Origin of the sequence: Bacillus sp. AFS098217 (assembly GCF_002551815.1) — a bacterium.
Classification (GTDB): domain Bacteria; phylum Bacillota; class Bacilli; order Bacillales; family Bacillaceae_G; genus Bacillus_A.
This window is the reverse complement of sequence record NZ_NVPR01000087.1, coordinates 1-14,475: the sequence shown is the minus strand read 5'-3', so window position 1 is coordinate 14,475 and position 14,475 is coordinate 1. Positions and strand designations below refer to the sequence as shown.

Sequence of the window (14,475 nt, the reverse complement as noted above, 5' to 3'; positions counted from 1 at the left end):
CCAGATTGGTGAAGTCTTTCCATTAGTAGGGGAATGAAGAAAACCTTTACTAATAGAGGTTTCACTTTATGGGGAGGTAGAGCATGAAGAATTTATTAGAGACTAGAAATCTGTGTGTCTCATTTGGAGAACATCATGTTATTAAAGATGTAAATTTGACGATACAAAAAGGCAAACTTATTTCGATTATTGGGCCGAATGGGGCAGGAAAGACAACTCTCTTTAACTTGTTAAGTGGACAAGTTTCTCCGACGAAAGGGGAGATTTATTTTAAAGAGCGTGATATTACAAAGTTATCGATTCCAGAGCGAACACGTCTTGGAATTGGGCGTTCTTTTCAACTTACAAATATCTTCCCAGAATTAACCGTGATTGAAAATGTCCGCTTAAGTGTACAGTCATTTGTTCAAGATTATTATAGTTTTTTTCCAAACTCCTCTCGATTGAAACAACAGATGGGAGAGGCAAGGCGACTTTTGAAGACAGTATTACTTCATGAAAAAGAAGAAGTGCTAGCGAAAGATTTAGCACATGGAGAAAAGAGAAAATTAGAACTTGCTATGTTGCTAGCGCTGAAGACAGATGTATTGTTACTCGATGAACCGACAGCGGGCATTTCTGTTGAGGAAGTTCCAGCTATTTTACAAGTAATAGAAAATATAAAGAAAAATCGTGAGAATACAATTGTACTTATTGAACACAAAATGGATATGGTATTGCATTTATCCGATCATCTAATTGTATTATTTCATGGAGAGTTATTAGCAGAAGGATTGCCAGAGGAGATTATGAAGGATGAGCGCGTACAAACAGCGTATTTAGGAGGATTATACGGTGACACTATTAAAAGTGGATAATATAGAAACGTATTTAGATCAGTTTCATATTTTACAAGGTGTTTCTTTGGGTGTTGAAAAAGGAACAATAACTGTATTGTTTGGAAGAAACGGGGCCGGAAAAACAACAACTTTACGTTCTATTATGGGATTTCATAGGATTTCTCATGGAGAGATCTATTATTGCGATGAGAAAGTAAATGGTTTATCCACTCATTTGATCTCGCGAAAAGGAATGGGATATGTACCAGAGAATCAAGGGATCTTTCATGATTTAACGGTAGAAGAAACATTTGCTCTCGCAGGGACAAAGAAAGGAATAGAAACTGCGGAAAAGATAGAATGGATGCTCGATTTATTTCCGGACTTAAAACAATATTGGAAAAAAAAGAGTGGCTTTTTGAGCGGAGGACAAAAGCAAATGTTGGCGATTTCAAGAGCGTTCATTAATAGTGATGGATTGTTGCTTATCGATGAGCCAAGTAAAGGATTATCGCCGATTATGATTGAAAAGTTAATGTTCGCTATTTTGAAAATGAAAGAGAAAACAACTGTTTTGCTTGTGGAACAAAATTTTATGATGGCAAGCCAGATAGGGGATTATTTTTACATTATGGATAATGGGAGAATTGTGCATAACGGTTCGATGAATGAACTGAAAGAAGATAAGGAAACATGTCATAAATATTTAGGGATTTCTTAAAGTTGATACGGAGGAGGGGGCGTGGAACGTGGATGTGCTAGTTAATTTGTTTGTAAACGGCGTCTCGACAGGTATGCTTATTTTCTTACTAGCATCTGGACTTTCACTTATTTTTGGTTTAATGAGTGTCCTCAATTTTGCTCATGGTGGATTATTTGCATGGGGGGCTTTTACGGGTGTATGGCTATTTAATATGACAGGTAGCTATGTACTTGCGTTAATAGGAGCAATTTTGATGGGGATGTTTCTTGGCTTCGTATTAGAAAGGTTTCTTATTCGGCCTGTCTATGGAAATCATGTTCGGCAGCTTCTTGTCACACTTGGTGGAATGCTCGTACTTAGTGAATGTATAAAAGTATTTTGGGGCCCGAATCCTATTAGTGCTAAATTACCATCATGGTTACAAGGGAGCTTTACATTTGATGGGATTATATTAATAAAGTATCGCTTATTTGTTATTGTTGTTGGAGTACTGATCTATATTAGTTTGATGTTGTTATTGCGTAAAACAAAAATTGGACTTATGATTCGCGCGGGGGTAATAGATAAGGAAATGGTTCAAGCTCTCGGCATTAACGTAAAAGCTATATTTTCATTTGTCTTTTTATTAGGAGCTGGAATGGCGGCGTTAGGTGGGTTTCTTCTTGCACCATATTCAGGAGTTATTTTCGCTGAAATGGGCATGCAGTATGCTATTTTAGCTTTTATTGTTGTCATTATTGGAGGGTTGGGCAGCGTACAAGGTTCGGCCATTGCATCTTTAATTGTTGGTTTGGCCGGAGCTTTTACAGCTTACTATATACCTGACTTATCACTCGCAATAAATATGTTAATGTTGTTATTCTTCTTGATAGTTAAACCAACGGGACTTGTTGGTGAGAAGGGGTGAAATGGTGAACATCACATTTAATAGGGCCGGGATATATTTTGGAATAGCTGCATTGATTTGTTTAAGTGTATTCCCTTTCGTAAATGATTCACGGAGCTTACTCATTTTGTTCACACAAATTTTCATCTTTGCAATATTTGCAATGAGTTTTGATATTCTGCTTGGATATACAGGAATTGTTTCATTCGGTCATTGTATGTTTTTTGGAATAGGTGCTTATTGTGTTGCACTCTTATTAGATCGACATGAGGTTTCGATAGCAAGTTTTTTAATCGGTATTGCGATAGCAGTTGTAATATCAGCAATAATTAGTTATATAATCGGTATGCTTTCTTTACGATTAAAAAGTCACTTTTACGCAATGCTAACACTTGCCATTTCACAACTATTCTTCGTACTTGCTGAAAAATGGCGAGCTGTCACACATGGGGGGGATGGTTTTACATTCCGTGTTCCAGAAATGTTTCGTGACCGTTTCACATTTTATTATATTACACTCATATGTCTCATCGTAATTTTTCTATTGCTCCGCTTATTTACACAATCTTCTATTGGTAAAGTGTTGAAGGCGATTTCGCAAAATGAGCAACGTGTAGAAGCGCTTGGATATAAAATTCTCCACTATAAAATTATTGCGAGTGTAGTGGCTGGAATAGTAGCAGCGCTTAGTGGCGGTTTATTTGTCATCACATTACGCTTTGTAAATACAACTGTTTTTTCAATTGAAATGACTTTGAATGCTTTATTAATGACAATGATCGGGGGAGTGGGTACATTAGTTGGAGCAATCGCTGGCGCAGGGATTATTGAGTCCCTAAAGTATTATTTATCAGAACTTGCGGCGCAATATCCCATCTTTGAACGATGGACAATCTTCCTTGGATTACTATATATTATTGTGTTATTAGGTTTCCCGACAGGTTTGGTTGGAATGGTTAAGAAAGTGAAAAATATAGAAGGAAATAAAAAGAAGGAGAAAAGTAAGGGAATCGAGCATAGTGCATAAAGAGGCTGTCCCAAAAGTGAAACTTTTGGGACAGCCTCTTTAACTTGAAGAAATGGCAATAAGGTATCTATTTGTTATTGTATGGAGAAAACGATAACGCCAATAATAATAATAATGTTACCGATAACTTTTCTTTTTGTAATTTTTTCTCCTAAGAAATACCAACCGAACACCAAGATAATAAGATAGCTAAGAGATTCCAATACAGGTGCTTGCTTTAATGGAACACCCTTTAGAGCAATAACGTTTAGGCCAGCGTTAATGACAAATAAAGAATATCCAATAATAACATATTGATTTACATATTCCCTTAATTTTGAATCATATTGTTGTAAAGTTGCTTTTTTGAGTAAAATTTGCGAGTAATTAGCTAAAATGATACCAAAAATATATAATAATATATATTTATTCATCTTTTGTCACCACCACAATCCCAATCATAATGATTGCTGCACCGAGTATATTGTTCCATTTTATCGTATCGCCAAAAAGGAGGACAGACCATAGCATTGACCATAGTATAAGAATACCTCGGTGTGAATATGCTTTGGATATTTCGAAATGTTTAATTACTTGTTGCCAAAGAATCGCATAGGCAAATAAAATCACAACGAGTCCAAAGTAAGCAGCGAAAAATTCGATGGATGCGATTGGAAATTTAGCCGCCCATTTCATGTAAACCATGATGATAGAATATAGCAAGAAAGCTACATGTAAAAATACATAATTTTTAATGGTTGGTTTCATATATTCACTCTCTTTTACATCTAAATACATTAGTCTAAAATGAATGTATTTAATTCATATTTTCCTAGTGTATAGAATATGTGTTGAAATCTTGTTTTTTGAGATTTGTAAAGTGTATTTTGTCCATTTCTTCACATTCCAAAATATATAGTATCATGCCTCGTGGAGTAAAACAATATAAGGGAGCCGTCACCCTTTATTAAAAAGATGATAATTTTCTTATATTAAGCATGTGATTTCATTTCTTTTCAATAAAATAAATAGAGAGAAGATCTTTTCATAATGACTATCTTCTTCTTTGACCTTGACGATGTAAAGATATTGTTGTTATGGTTAAATTTGAAAAATAGGTAGATTAAAAGGAGTTTTAGTGATGAAAAGGTTAAAGTGGGGAAGAGTAACCATACTATGTGCTATTATTTTGGGTATATGTTGGTTCTTTTTTTATGGGGGTCTAGAGAAGGAAGATACCAATGTTGTAAAAGCAAAGGAAAAAATGATAATAGATGGTTCCTCTCTACAAGTAGCAGAGTTACCAAAGACAGGGCTATCTGAAAAGGTAATTCCACAAAAGTATGTACCAGTAGTAGAAGCAAAAGCAGCGATGATTATTGATGCAAGTGATGGAGAAGTTATTTATAAAAACAATGAGACTGAAACCTTTGCCCCGGCAAGTATGTCGAAAATGATGACAGCATATCTTCTTTTAGAAAATATACATACAGGAAAAGTCCATTGGGAAGATCCGGTGAAAATAAGTGCAAAATCAGCACAAACAGAAGGTGCTAGAATTCCGGTGCAAATGAATGATACATTAACGGTGAAAGACTTATTCCACGCTTTAATGATTGAATCTGCTAATAATTCGGCAGTTGCTTTGGCTGAACATGTAGCAAAGACGGAGCAAAATTTCGTTCAACTTATGAATCAAAAGGCGAAGGAATTGGAACTCTCAGATAATACCAAGTTTGCAAATGCTTCTGGTTTGCAAGAGCCCGATGGAAGTGAAACAAAGATGCCAGCAGCTGACGTAGCAAAATTGGCATACCGTCTTATTAAAGATTATCCAGAAATATTAGAAGTAACACATTTACCTCAGAGTCAATTAGCATTTAAAAATACAGTTGTTACAAGTACAAATGAAATGTTGAATGCAGCGAATAAAGATCTTTATATAGAAGGAATGGATGGACTGAAAACTGGCTTTACTGATAGTGCTGGATATTGTTTTACAGGGACTGCGAAACAAGGAGATAAACGACTTATCACGGTTGTTATGGGAACAAAGAGTCAAACGAAACGTTTTACAGAAACCAGTAAACTGATGTCTTATGGATTCCAGATTGTTAAGTAGGGAAAGAAATAATTATAGAGGAAAACAGCTTATTTGAAACCCGAAAGGAGTGAAAATAAGCTGTTTTTTATTTTAATGGTATATAAAAAGAATCAAAAATGAAAAATAAAAAAGTGTGAGTGTTATGATTTTAATTTGTTTTTATTTGTAAATATAATAAGGTTATAAACTTATTATTAATAAGTTAGAGGTAGAATATACCATTATACATATTAATAAGCCTCAAAATAAAAATTGGAGGGAATCAGTATGGCAAAAGATTTTTATTCAGCAATTAAAGACAGAAGATCGATTTATGCAATCAGTAAAGAGCAAGTGGTTTCTGATGAAAAAATTCAAGAAGTGGTTTATCACGCTGTGAAACATACACCTTCATCTTTTAACTCTCAAAGTGCAAGAGTTATTGTTTTATTAGGAGAACAACATGATAAACTATGGGATATTACGAAAGAAACATTACGAAAAATTGTACCTGAAAATAATTTTGGATCAACTGAAGAAAAAATGAATGCATTTAAAAGTGGTTATGGGACAATTTTATATTTTGAAGATAGTAAAGTGGTAGAAGAGCTTCAAGAGAAATTTGCATTATATAAAGATAATTTCCCAACATGGTCGCAGCAATCATCGGGAATGTTACAATTTGCGATTTGGACGGCATTAGAAACTGAAGGGTTTGGTGCAACGTTGCAGCACTATAATCCATTAATTGATGACGAAGTGAAAAAAGAATGGGATATTCCAGACACTTGGAAATTAATCGCTCAAATGCCATTTGGTAAACCGGTAGCACCGGCAGGAGAAAAAGAATTCCAACCATTAGAAACTCGTGTGAAAATTTATAAATAAGGAAATAAAAAAGGATTTCCTAATTCGGTAATCCTTTTTTATATTAGGAGCTCTTCTAAGCTTATATATGTAATCTCTGTAAGACGGGCTTCTTCATACGAACACACTGCGGCCTTGTAGGCATTGTCTATATGGATAGTTTGTATATGAACGGAGTGTTTTTTCTCGTCAGTTTTTAAATGAACTTTTTGAGATAAATCAATGGAGATTGAAAATGAGTTCATGGGAAATGAAAGCCCTGTACCTAATTGCTTCACAAAACTTTCCTTTATAGTCCATAAATCATAAAAGTAAGAAAGGCGTTCAGCTTCTTTTTTACTCATTAAATCTCTGTATTCTTGATCGGAAAAGAAATGCTTTGCCAAGCTATAATTTATCGGGGATATTTTTTCAATATCAATTCCAATAGGGTGGCAATCAGTAGCACACACAATCCAACTATCCGAGTGAGACAAATTAAAGTGAAATGAGGGAACATCTTCAATACAAGGTTTCCCGTATGGTCCAAATTGAAATGTAATCTTTTCATCAGGAAGCTTACACTCTCGATGAATAATTGAGCGAATGAAAATCTCGCTGAGTAACATTCGATGTTGATCCTCACGAAAAATAAGCTTTTGGATTTTATTTACTCTTTCTACTGAAATGCGTCCCATTAAATAATTGAATTCTTGAGATTGTAATAATCTATCTATATGTAATGCAAAAACTTTCATTGGGAATTCCTCTCTGTATGTTATTGATTGATAAAAACAGTCGTTAATCTTGTAACCTATGCAGTGTTAATTGAAGGAGGAAGCGTAATATTCTAGTACTATATAAAAGTATCAGTAAAACAAAAAAGGGATTACTGAAAACGAGTAATCTCTTTTTGTTTTGCCTATATTATGTTTATAACTTGTAAGGATCTTTTTGATTTATATGATCTAGTTGCTTATTAATAGTATTTTTTAGGCTGTTCATTTTTCGTTCGATAACGGGAACTTTTTTGAACGTTAATAATGACAGCAGGCGTATACATGCGTAGCAAATTTCAATATGGTGTTTGGAACGATTATCAATAATGTGCTCCATAAATAAAAAATACCTCCTATATAAATCCATTTTCATTTTTCTGTATCTACATCCCTGCTATGCAGAAGAAAAAGTAACCTACACTCGTTTGCTCGTTCTGTTTTGACTTCGCATGTGTAACCGCTTCTATGCATGGCCAGATGCTCTCTCCCACCTAAAAAGAGGGGGTTTATGTCGGTTTTTTAATTGATGTATATATAGTATTTCGATGTACAGTGGTCATTTTACCATGTTTAGGTTATATATTCCATTTTAGATTAGAAAATCCCGAAATAATCCCCAATATTTTTTCCAATGAGAAGCAGCGTTACGAGGATAAATAAAACTCGTACGTAAGATACTCCTTTCTTTATAGCGAAATTTGATCCTACGAGAGCTCCGAGAATCATCGCTACTCCCATCGGAAGTCCATATGCAAAATTGACAGCATCTAAATAGAGAAAAATGATAAGTGCAGCGATGTTGCTACTAAAATTTAAAATCTTTGCATTTCCTGCTGATTGAACAAAATCAAATCCAATGATCAAAAATGAAAATAACAAAAACGATCCTGTTCCCGCACCGAAAAAGCCATCATAAAATCCAATAATGAAAATAACAATAGAAAAGATAATGCTCTTTTTTACAGTCATCCCGCTATATGTTGCATCTTTTCCCCAATCTTTTTTCATGATCGTGTAAATAGCAACAGCAATTAATAGTACTAGTACTAACGGTTTTAGTATTTCAGATGAAATATGTTTAACCACAAAAGCACCAAGTATAGAGCCGATAAAAGTTAACGGAAATAACTTAGAGACTAATTTGAAATTGACATTTCCAGACCGAATAAATGAAATGGTACTCATAAGTGCCCCCATTGAGCTTGCTAGTTTGTTTGTTGCAATAGCTGTTGAGGGTGGAAGTCCGGTGAATAACAAAGCAGGTATAGAAATTAATCCACCACCACCCACTACAGAATCAATAAATGCAGCTAAAAAACCTGCCACAATTAAAAAAAGCATTGTATAGAGATTGATGTCCTCCATATGTATTTCCCCCATCCTAATAAAAATAGTCACTACTAAGATAGTACCTATTTATTTGTTGTATGTAAACAAAAATTTTAATCATTTTGTTCTCATGTTTACTACATCTATTTTTATGGTTACTATTAAAGTAATAACTACTGTCAATATTTTAATGGGAATGAAACAACTAGGAGGCTTATGATGGAAGATTTATTACAAAAGATTCAAATGCTTGGCTTAAATCAGTATGAAACAAAGGCTTATGTTTCATTAGTTCAACAAGGAGCTTCTAGCGCTTATCAAGTTAGCAAAAATTCTGGAGTCCCTCGCGCACGTATATATGAAATATTGAATGCTCTTGAGCAAAAAGGTATTGTAATGAAAGAAGAGATCAATGAAGCAGTGCAGTATTCGCCTTTACCTGTGGATGTGTTTTTAGAAACAGTAAGAGAGAAATGGGAAGAGACATATACATACGTAGAAAAAGAATTAAAAGTATTTGAAAAGAAAGAACCTGAGGCAGATCCGAGAGTAACTACCTTAAAAGGGGAAGAAAATATATTAGCTTTTTGCAAAATATTAATTCGAAGAGCTCAAAAAAAGGTTATTTTATCAATTTGGGATACGATGTATGAAAAGCTATTAGTAGATTTACAGGCAAAAGAAAACGAATGCAGTTTGAAAGGGATCGTTTTTCAAGTCGAAAACTCATTGCAAGGGTTAGAAATCCATCGGAAAACGAGCTATGTTGATAATATTGGAGATCATAAATGGTTCATCTTATCAATTGATGGAAAAGAAATGATATATGGTCATTCAATAGAACAAAAAGGGAATGCTTTCTATACAGATGACCCAGTCCATGTATATTTGTTAGAAAATTATATATGGCACGATATATTAGTGAATCGTTTGGTGAGGGACAGTGATCAAAATATGGATTCTTGGATTGCACCAGAACGAGATAAGTTCTTTTCTATATAAGATTAAGAATTGAAGCAGTGTGGGAGTATCTGATGGGAAACTCCCATTTTTTCTATATATACATCAATTAAAAAACCGACATAAACCCCTCATTTTAGGTGGGAGAGAGCATCTGGCCATGCATAGAAGCGGTCAGGACCTGTTTCTGCCACATGCGAAGTAAAAACAGAACGAGCAAACGAGTATAGGTTACTCTTTATTCTGCATAGCAGGGATGTAGATGCCGAAAAATGAAAATGGATTTATATACTTAATTTGAGATCAAATTGTTATTGTTAGTGAATAGTAGGATAAATATGATTTTTTGGACTAGTATATAGTTGATAAATAGTTAGATTTTTGTAATGATAAGAGGGTGACTCATAAAAAGAACTTTTTATTTGAAAGCCTTGACGCCATTTAATAGGACAAGTAGATTTTTTCATCCCACTATTTGCAGGTAGTAAGACCCTCACCAAAAAACTGAGCGGAAGCAAAGAAGATAGGTGAGAGAGCAACTGCCCTTAAAACCCCGATTGGTAAAGGCTAATAACCGTGTGGGATGAAGAAAAAACATTGGTTAAAGTTTTACTTTATTTTGGATAATGAGATGGGGGATAGAGACTTCACTTTCATTTTGTAATCAAAAATAGTGAATGTTTTATCATAAAAACGTTGTCTTGGAAGTAGAAGTTCACATGAAGTTCACACAAAGTTCACGTCGATCGTTTATAATAAACGACGTGTGAAAAATAAAACTCTTGCCAAAAAATGGAACTTAATACATATTTAATTTTAGTAATATTGTAGATTAGTAAGTTCGTTTTTTTAAAGAGGGTAGTAGGGAAAGGAAGTAAAGACAACTTATGAAGAAAGTACTAGCAGGTTTAGCAGCAGCTTCTGTAGCTGGCGTAGCAGTTCCTGGAATGGATTCTGCTCATGCACAAGTTTCATCTGATGCGCTAAAAGAAATCAATGGACAAACTCAAAACCAAACAATTGAAACAAATGTAACTGAAACAAAAGCAGTAGACACAAATTCTGAACTAAAATACACAGTAACAGCTGATGTACTGAATGTTCGTTCAGGTGCTGGCACAGAACATAACATTATTTCTAAAGTAAAAGAAGGACAAGTTCTACAAGTAATCGGTCAAGAAAACGGCTGGTTTAAAGTGAATGTAAACGGTCAAACAGGTTATGTAAGTGGAGACTTCGTAACAACTGGTGGAAAACAAGGAACTACTGTTCAACAAGGAACAGGTAATTATACAGTAAATGTTTCTTCACTTAACGTACGTACAGGCCCTAGCACATCTCATACTGTTTTAGGTTCTGTAAGTAAAGGGCAAACAGTACAAGTTGTAGGTGAAGTACAAGATTGGTTTAAAGTTAACTACAATGGTGAAACTGGATACGTAAGCAAAGACTTCGTAACAAAAGGTGGTACAGCTGTATCTAACCAAACAGAGAAGCCAGCTGCTAACAATAATGTTACACTTCAAACTGGTGGATCATATGTTGTTAATACAGGTGCTTTAAAAGTACGTACAGGTCCAGCTACATATAACGCTGTAATTGGCGGCGTAACAAACGGTCAAACACTACAAGTTACTGGTGTAGAAAATGGCTGGTATAAAATTAATCATAATGGCAGAACTGGTTACGTAAGTGCTGACTATGTGAAGTTTGTAAAAGGTGGTACAGCAAATGTAACTACGCCTTCTCGTCCAACTACTGGCGATGAGCAAGGAAATACACAAACAGAAAAACCAACAACACCATCTAGTAATGGATCATCAATTGTGTCTATTGCACAATCGCTAAATGGTTCACCATATGTATATGGTGGTACAACACCATCTGGTTTTGACTGCAGTGGCTTCGTTTACTACGTATTAAATAAAGCGGGCCATTCTGGTGGACGCCAAAATGTTGCTGGTTACTGGAACAGCAAGGAGCATACTAGCAACCCACAACCAGGCGATTTAGTCTACTTTAAAGGTACTTCTGGTGCAGGTATGACTCATATGGGTATTTATTTAGGGAATGGTCAGTTCATCAGTGCAGAAACTGAAAAAACGGGTGTGAGAGTTAGCTCAGTAAATAACTCTTACTGGAGTCAACATCTAGCAGGTTACACAAAAGCATAATAAGAGAATTTTATTCTTAAATATTATAAGGAAAAGCTTTCTAGGAAACTAGAAAGCTTTTTTCTATTTTATAAATTTGTAGAGTAAGTAAAATATGGATGTTTACTTTTTTGATTGCATTTATACATCCAGTAGAAATTTTGAATACAAATCATGAAAATAGTTAGGACGAAATAAATTTGCCGCATGTCCAGCTAATGGGATTTCTTTATATAAAACGTTTGGAAGAATAGACTTTAAGTCAAATAGACAAGACTTGTAGAGGTGATCATGTTCTCCCATTACCCATAAAATAGGATGTGTTAGCTCTTTTAAACGAGATTTTAAGTCGAATTCTAAACGGTGCTTGAGTGATTCAACAATAATGGATGAGTGTAACTGTAACCCAAAGCGATAATAAATATTTTTTGAAATGACCGCAAAAGGATTTGCTTTCAATATACCGCTTGGAAAAATTGTATTTGCATATTGATAAAGCCAAGTGGAATAGTCATTTTCTCTTTTATCCCAAAATTTTTGAAAAACATTATATAAAAGGGATGGATTATTGTAATGTCCACCAATATGGCAAAGACTTAATACCTTTTCAGGATATGTGTGTGCAAAAATAGTAGCAATATAACAACCATAGCTTAGAGCGCAAATGTGAGCCTCTTTAATTCCTTCTTTTTCATAAAGATCTGACAACTGCTGTACTAATTGATCTAAAGAAAATTCTATTGCTTGTCCTTTGTCTTCACCATGTCCTAGTAAATCGTACGTTATTATATTGTAGGAAGAAGAAAAACGTTTATATTCTTTTTTAAAGGCACGACGGTTTCCGACCAATCCATGAATGAATATAATCGTTTTTTTTTCGGAATTCTTGTTTGTTTGCAAAGGGATACTCCTTTCACTCGATGAAGATTCATAAGGTTGATGTAATATTCCTATAGTAGGTTATAAAAATACTTATATATTTGAATCATTATTTTACAACTCACTTTTATTTAAAAGAAAGAATAATAATTTATATAAGTACCAGGTAATAATATCAGATATTTATATCTGTTGTAAAGATAAGTTTTTATGTGTTTTATTACAAAAAAAATACGATATGACTATTTATATTCATTTTACATTTATATCGTATTTTATTGGTTTAGAGCCAAAGTTGTTTTATTTATTTTTAATTCAGAATTTTTCGCTTTATAATAGGAGGGAAAGTTACTGAAGATTTAACTTATATAATTTGAAGGGAGTGGAAGCATTCCGACCTGTTAATGCGGGATAAAATTTGAATGTCGACTATGGAAATCTATTAGATAATGAAGAAATGAGTGAAAGAGAAAATGAACAAAGCAGCACAAATGTACTGGGAAGAGTATTGGAAAGGCGGGAATGCACCGCCTTCAGTTAGGGATTGGCAGTTTGGTGATACACCAGACTATCTTGCCCAGCTAGTAATTGATGGGGTGAAAACAGCAACATGTTCAGCTTATATTTTTTATGACTTGGAGAATAGGCCGTTACCAACTAAGGAAGATTACGGTATTATTTTAGACAGTAATGGAGAACCAGTAGCAATCATTAAAATAGTAGAAGTGAATTTGATACCTATGAACGAAGTAACGGAAGAGTTTGCAATTGCAGAGGGAGATGGCAGTTATCAAAACTGGAAAGAAATCCACACCAGATTTTTCAAAAAAAGGTTAAGTGAAATAGGACATGAATTTTCTGAAGATATGTTACTCGTCTGTGAACATTTTAAATTAATAGATGTGAAGAAATAGTAAGAGAGAAATAAGACCGTTCCAATGATGGGACGGTCTTATTTCTGTTTATAAATATGGATTTTCCTAACAAAATATGAATGAACTGCATATAAAATTTTAGGGAGGTTTTTTATTTATGTATTATTTTTATCCATCAGACATGTCGATTCCTTTCCAATGGATTCTAGAACGTAATATCCCTTTGTATAATGTGTATTCTTATGTACCATATTCAAATACGTTTTATTATCAAAACGATTCGGGTGTAACTCCTGATGTATTAAATGTTGATTTGAATAATAAGAGTCAAGGTACCGAAGAAGATAGAGGGTCTTGGACACCTTTTTCATGGGTTGAAAAATATGCTTATGCGTTTTCTGGCCCATATAATAAAGCGGAAGTTGCACTTACATTTGATGATGGTCCAGATTCTGTATTTACTCCGCAAATACTAGATAAGTTAAAAAGTTATGATGTAAAAGCTACTTTTTTTCTTCTTGGCGAAAATGCAGAAAGATATCCTAATGTAGTAAAGCGAATTGCAAATGAAGGTCATATTGTTGGAAATCATACGTATAACCATCCGAACTTAGTTAAAGTGAGTGATGAAGAATATCACAGTCAAATTATAAAAACGGAAGAGATATTGCGGAAATTGACAGGGTATGCACCAAAGTTTATGCGTCCGCCTTATGGTGAAATACGTGAAAAACAATTGGAATGGGCTACAGAACAAAATTTTATGATTGTACAGTGGAGTGTAGATACAGTTGATTGGAAGGGAGTAAGTGCGGAAAAGATTACAAATACTGTATTAGGGAATGCATTTCCTGGAAGTGTTATATTGCAACATTCTACACCAGGAGGGCATTTGCAAGGTTCTGTGAACGCGCTAGATCGAATTATTCCTGAACTGAAAGCGAAAGGATCGCGATTCGTGACGCTGCCTAACATGTTTCATACATCGAAACAGAGAAAATAAATATAACATAATCAGGAATATACCAATATATTTAATAATAAGAGGGACGATGAAAATAATGTAGATTATTAATTTATATATACATCAATTAAAAACCGACATAAAACTCCTCTTTTTAGATGGGAGAGGGCATCTGGCTATGCATAGAAGCGGTC

At 34.3% G+C, this 14,475-nt stretch carries 15 protein-coding genes; 10 read left to right on the top strand and 5 right to left on the bottom strand.

The annotated features are described in order from the left end of the window. The first annotated feature begins 83 nt into the window (after window positions 1-83). From COO03_RS21400 to COO03_RS21385, 4 genes are read left to right on the top strand one after another with little or no spacing between them, the layout of a single operon-like run. Complete coding sequence (locus tag COO03_RS21400) at window positions 84-857, top strand: ABC transporter ATP-binding protein (RefSeq protein ID WP_097899074.1); 774 nt, start codon at window positions 84-86, stop codon at window positions 855-857. Continuing rightward, window positions 835-1,539 (top strand): branched-chain amino acid ABC transporter ATP-binding protein, encoded by a 705-nt coding sequence (locus tag COO03_RS21395; RefSeq protein WP_097899073.1) that lies wholly within the window; start codon window positions 835-837, stop codon window positions 1,537-1,539. Before COO03_RS21400 ends, COO03_RS21395 begins: the two co-directional genes overlap by 23 nt. A 28-nt stretch (window positions 1,540-1,567) precedes the next feature. Further along, window positions 1,568-2,428, top strand: coding sequence for a branched-chain amino acid ABC transporter permease (locus COO03_RS21390; protein WP_097899072.1), 861 nt, complete (start codon window positions 1,568-1,570; stop codon window positions 2,426-2,428). A gap of 1 nt (window position 2,429) precedes the next feature. Continuing rightward, window positions 2,430-3,434 carry a branched-chain amino acid ABC transporter permease gene (locus COO03_RS21385; protein WP_097899071.1) on the top strand — a complete coding sequence of 335 codons (1,005 nt, stop codon included), beginning with the start codon at window positions 2,430-2,432 and terminating at the stop codon, window positions 3,432-3,434. A gap of 74 nt (window positions 3,435-3,508) precedes the next feature. On the opposite strand, the gene COO03_RS21380 is transcribed toward COO03_RS21385, so the two are convergent. Beyond that, the gene (locus COO03_RS21380) at window positions 3,509-3,847 is read right to left on the bottom strand and encodes an EamA family transporter (protein WP_097899070.1); all 339 of its coding nucleotides are present in this window, start codon (window positions 3,845-3,847) and stop codon (window positions 3,509-3,511) included. Continuing rightward, window positions 3,840-4,181, bottom strand: a complete 342-nt coding sequence (locus COO03_RS21375) for an EamA family transporter (protein ID WP_097899069.1) — start codon at window positions 4,179-4,181, stop codon at window positions 3,840-3,842. Before COO03_RS21375 ends, COO03_RS21380 begins: the two co-directional genes overlap by 8 nt. Window positions 4,182-4,554: 373 nt before the next feature. On the opposite strand from COO03_RS21375, the gene COO03_RS21370 reads away from it, so the two are divergent. Together COO03_RS21370 and COO03_RS21365 are read left to right on the top strand one after the other, a co-directional pair. Next, window positions 4,555-5,535, top strand: coding sequence for a D-alanyl-D-alanine carboxypeptidase family protein (locus COO03_RS21370; protein ID WP_097899068.1), 981 nt, complete (start codon window positions 4,555-4,557; stop codon window positions 5,533-5,535). A 249-nt stretch (window positions 5,536-5,784) separates the two neighbouring features. Beyond that, window positions 5,785-6,384, top strand: a complete 600-nt coding sequence (locus tag COO03_RS21365; RefSeq protein WP_097899067.1) for a nitroreductase family protein — start codon at window positions 5,785-5,787, stop codon at window positions 6,382-6,384. A gap of 38 nt (window positions 6,385-6,422) precedes the next feature. On the opposite strand, the gene COO03_RS21360 is transcribed toward COO03_RS21365, so the two are convergent. Together COO03_RS21360 and COO03_RS21350 are read right to left on the bottom strand one after the other, a co-directional pair. Continuing rightward, the gene (locus tag COO03_RS21360) at window positions 6,423-7,100 is read right to left on the bottom strand and encodes a 4'-phosphopantetheinyl transferase family protein (protein WP_097899066.1); all 678 of its coding nucleotides are present in this window, start codon (window positions 7,098-7,100) and stop codon (window positions 6,423-6,425) included. A gap of 615 nt (window positions 7,101-7,715) precedes the next feature. Continuing rightward, window positions 7,716-8,486 carry a TSUP family transporter gene (locus COO03_RS21350; RefSeq protein WP_097899064.1) on the bottom strand — a complete coding sequence of 257 codons (771 nt, stop codon included), beginning with the start codon at window positions 8,484-8,486 and terminating at the stop codon, window positions 7,716-7,718. Window positions 8,487-8,669: 183 nt separating this feature from the next. Here COO03_RS21350 and COO03_RS21345 point away from each other — a divergent pair, with 183 nt between their 5' ends. Then, the gene (locus tag COO03_RS21345) at window positions 8,670-9,452 is read left to right on the top strand and encodes a TrmB family transcriptional regulator (protein WP_097899063.1); all 783 of its coding nucleotides are present in this window, start codon (window positions 8,670-8,672) and stop codon (window positions 9,450-9,452) included. Window positions 9,453-10,297: 845 nt separating this feature from the next. Beyond that, entirely contained in the window at window positions 10,298-11,584 is a 1,287-nt protein-coding gene (entFM, locus tag COO03_RS21340) for an enterotoxin EntFM (RefSeq protein ID WP_097899062.1), read from the top strand. A 120-nt stretch (window positions 11,585-11,704) separates the two neighbouring features. Here the strand turns inward: entFM and COO03_RS21335 are convergent, their stop codons facing one another. Further along, a complete protein-coding gene (locus COO03_RS21335; RefSeq protein WP_097899061.1) occupies window positions 11,705-12,463 on the bottom strand; it encodes an alpha/beta fold hydrolase in 759 nt (252 codons plus the stop codon). A 452-nt stretch (window positions 12,464-12,915) separates the two neighbouring features. Here COO03_RS21335 and COO03_RS21330 point away from each other — a divergent pair, with 452 nt between their 5' ends. Together COO03_RS21330 and COO03_RS21325 are read left to right on the top strand one after the other, a co-directional pair. Continuing rightward, entirely contained in the window at window positions 12,916-13,356 is a 441-nt protein-coding gene (locus tag COO03_RS21330; RefSeq protein ID WP_097899100.1) for an ASCH domain-containing protein, read from the top strand. A gap of 118 nt (window positions 13,357-13,474) precedes the next feature. Then, the gene (locus tag COO03_RS21325) at window positions 13,475-14,320 is read left to right on the top strand and encodes a peptidoglycan-N-acetylglucosamine deacetylase (RefSeq protein ID WP_097899060.1); all 846 of its coding nucleotides are present in this window, start codon (window positions 13,475-13,477) and stop codon (window positions 14,318-14,320) included. The last annotated feature ends 155 nt before the right edge of the window (window positions 14,321-14,475 follow it).